The organism is Endozoicomonas sp. ALC013 (assembly GCF_049310205.1).
GTDB lineage: Bacteria > Pseudomonadota > Gammaproteobacteria > Pseudomonadales > Endozoicomonadaceae > Endozoicomonas.
In genome coordinates, this window is sequence record NZ_JBLYNS010000252.1 from 1 (window position 1) to 4,011 (window position 4,011).

General features: G+C 49.2%; 2 protein-coding genes. Both read left to right on the top strand.

The features are described 5' to 3' along the window. Positions 1–1,272 (top strand): RAP domain-containing protein (locus ACO6V1_RS22705; RefSeq protein WP_422468749.1); only part of this gene is annotated, 1,272 nt, incomplete at its 5' end. Positions 1,273–1,332: 60 nt separating this feature from the next. Then, positions 1,333–4,011, top strand: a 2,679-nt coding sequence (locus ACO6V1_RS22710) for a DUF1601 domain-containing protein (RefSeq protein ID WP_422468751.1), incomplete at its 3' end; no start/stop codon positions are given.

Here is a 4,011-nt window from a genome sequence, read left to right on the forward strand (position 1 = left end):
CATGGACTGGAGCTGGAGATAACACCGAAGCTCAAACAGGTCGTAGCCGCGTTGTTGCCCCATGTGACAAGCAAAGCCGAATCAAAAGAACAGAAAGACCGCTTTATTCCTCAGCATATTGCCAACCTGGTGTGGGCCTTGGCAAAACTGGTGGACAACGGACTGGAGCTGGAGAAGACAGCGAAGCTCAAAGAGGCCCTCGCTACGCTGTTGTACCATGTGAAAACCAAAGCCGAATCGAAAGAAGAGAGAGACCGCTTCAAGCCACAGGGAGTGGCCAACCTGTTGTGGGCCTTGGCGAAACTGGTGGACAACGGGCTGGAGCTCGAGAAGACAGCGAAGCTTAAAGAGACCCTGGCCGCGCTGTTGTACCATGTAAAAACCACAGCCGAATCAAAAGAAGAGAGAGACCACTTCAATACTCAAGGTACCGTCAACCTGCTGTGGGCCATGGCAAAACTGGGTGAGGCCATTGAGCTGAACCTGGTTAAATCTATGTTCGGTTCTCTTGCCGACAGAATCAGTGAAACCCCTCAGCTTTCTCTGCAAAATACTTGGATGTCTCTCTGGGGAGCCATGGTATTCTGTGCCAGGTTATATCTGTACTTCGGTAGAGATAATAAAAACCCGCTTGAAAAGCACATAGGTGAACTATTTTCTCGCCTGGGAAATACATCCCCGAAGAATATAGAGGCTCAAACCGTCATTGCCATGGCCGCCAGTTGGCTTGGGCGACCGTGTCCGGTGGTCCCCTATTACCAGACAATTATTTCACAATCTCAATCTACCTTCTGCGAGCAACTCCGATTGAGCCTTCCGTCTTTGAAGATTGAAGAAGAAAAGAGTCTGAACTCACTACCTCCGGTTGACCTGCAACTGCCAGATTACAACACGGTGATCGACGTTCAGGGACCTTCTCATTACGTTAGTGGTGATTTCAAAATCAGGAATGGTTCGACTTTATTGAAAGTCGCTCTGCTGAAAAAATTAGGATTTGAGGTCATTGAAATCCCGGTGAACAAGCTTGGGAACCAGGATTCAATGAAAATAGTTATTGAGCAAATAAAGGAAAAGTTAGCCGCTCTCCCAGAAGCTCATGGCTCTGTGTCACTTAGCAGCGGTGAGTGGGCGGCAGACGAGGCATATTTTACTGCTGATGAGGGAGGGCAATTTTCGGATGACTGTTATTTTACCGCTGAAGAATATTTAGAAGAGCAAATAAATAAACCAAAAAAGAGAAAAAGGAAGAGAAAAAAAGCCAGTAAAAACTAATGCCTGATGAGGCCGTAGAGTAGTCTACTTTTTATATTTCCCATGAATTAATGAAATATAATGATGGACAGAGGCGGTGCTGGTATCAGTTGGCAACGTGCAACATCCGGTAATGATTATAAACAACCGGATGATCGTACCGATTTTTCAACGGCTGGGCGATATTGCCATGGCACAGTCAGACAGGTGAATGCGCCACTCCCCTATATCCAGAAGTGTCATGAATTTTATCGTGCTTCTGACGCCTGCTCTGCTCACCATCCAACAAGACATTCAGTAAAACCTGTCCATTATTTTAATACTCTCATCACACAAGAAAGAATGGATTACCTGGTGAGCATATCTGCTCGTTTCGGTGATCGCTATGATGGGAAAAAACACAGTCAATTTGCCACTTTAATCAAACAATACACTTTAGCGTCAAGACGACCTTTGCATCATAGTGAACAACGCCAACTGATACCATTGTTGCACAATTTTAAAGCAACCGCCGGGTGGACCTGGCGGAGCCTGACGACAACGCTTCATTCATTTACGTCAGCGGGTGTTTTTACCCCTGACAAATACATGAATAAGGGAAGTAAGGAAACTCAGGCAGATTTACTGTCAACTTTACTTGATGCAGTAATACTTAAGTCCGACCAAAAACCTGAAACCGGGGATATTGATGCACAAGGTAGCGCCAACCTGCTGTGGGCCATGGCGAAACTGGTGAATGAGCTGGAGCTGGAAAAGACACCCAGACTCAAAGAGGCTGTGGCCGCGCTGTTGCCCAAGGTGAAAACCAAAGCCGAGTCAAAAGAGGAGAAAGACCACTTTATCCCTCAGCACATCTCCAACCTGCTGTGGGCCGTGGCGAAATTGGTAGACAACGGGCTGGAGAAAACACCAAAGCTCAAAGGTGCTGTAGCCGCGCTTTTGCCCCACGTGACAACCAAAGCCGAATCAAAAGAAGAGAAAGACCACTTCAAGCTACAGGAAGTCGTCAACCTGCTGTGGGCCATGGCAAAACTGGTGGACAACGGGCTGGCGCTGGAGAATGCAGCGAAGCTCAAAGAGGCCGTGGCCACGCTGTTGCCCCAGGTAAAAACCAAAGCCGAATCAAAGGCAGAGAAAGACCACTTTAATGCACAGCATATCGCCAACCTGTTGTGGGCCGTGGCGAAATGGGTGGACAACGGGCTGGAGTTGAAGACACCGAAGCTCAAAGAGGCCTTGGTTGCTCTGCTGCCCCGGGTGAGAACCAAAGCCGAATCAACAGAAGAGAAAGACCACTTCAAGCCACAGGAACTCACCAACCTGCTGTGGGCCCTGGCGAAACTGGTGGACAATGGGCTGAAGCTGAAGAAGCTACCGAAGCTCAAAGAGATTATGGCCGCGCTGTTTTCCCAGGTAAAAAACCAGGCCGAATCAAAAGAAGAGAAAGACCGCTTCAAGCCACAGCACCTCGCCAACTTGCTGTGGGCCGTGGCGAAACTGGTGGACAACGGGCTGGAACTGGAGAAGACACCGAAGCTCAAAGAGGCCTTGGCCGCGCTGCTGCCCCGGGTGAAAACCAAAGCTGAATCAACAGAAGAGAAAGACCACTTTATTCCTCAGCATATCGCCAATCTGCTGTGGGCCGTGGCGAAACTGGTGGGCAATGGGCTGGAGAAGACAGCGAAGCTCGACGAGGTTGTGACCACGCTGTTGCCCCATGTGAAAACCAAAGCCGAATTAACAGAAGAAAAAGACCACTTCAAGTCACAGGAAGTCACCAACCTGCTGTGGGCCCTGGCGAAACTGGTAGACAACAGACTGGATCTGGGGAAGACACCGGAGCTCAAAGAGTCCGTGGTCGCGCTGTTGCCCCATGTGAAAACCAAAGCCGAATCAACAGCAGAGAAAGATCACTTGAAGCCACAGGAAGTCACCAACCTGCTGTGGGCCTTGGCGAAACTGGTGGACAATGGGCTGGAGCTGGAGACGACAGCAACGCTCAAAGAGGTCGTGGCCGCACTGCTGCTCGATGTGAAAACCAAAGCCGAGTCAAAAGAAGAGAAAGACCACTTTATTCCACAGCATATCGCCAACCTGCTGTGGGCCGTGGTGACACTGTTGGAAAACGGGTTGGAGCTGAAGAAGACACCGAAGCTCAAAGAAGTTTTGGCCGCGCTGTTGCACCATGTGCAAGCCAAAGCCGAATCAAAAGAAATGAAAAACCACTTCAAGCCACAGGAGGTCACCACACTGGTGTGGTCAGTGGCAAAACTGGGTGAGGCCATTGAGCTGAACCTGGTTAAATCTATGTTCGATTCTCTTGTCGACAGCATCAGTGAAAACCCTCAGCTCTCTCAGCAAGATATATCAATGGCTCTATGGGGAGTCATGGTATTCAGTGCCAGGTATTATCTGTACTTCGGTGACGATAATAAAAACGCCCTTGAAAAGCACATAGATGAACTGTTCTCTCGCCTGGAAAGTCCATCCCCGTGCAATACAGAGTTTCCATTCATCACGGCCATGGCTGCAAGTTGGCTTGGGAGGGCGTGTCCAGTGGGCCCCCATTACCGGACAATCATTTCCCAATCTCAATCCATCTTACGCGATCAGCTCCAGTCAAGCCTTCCGTCTTTGAATATTAAAGAAGAGCAGAGTCTGAACTCATTACCTCCGGTTGACCTGCAACTGCCAGATTACAATACGGTGATCGACGTTCAGGGACCTTGTCATTACGTGAGTGGTGATTTCAAAACCAGG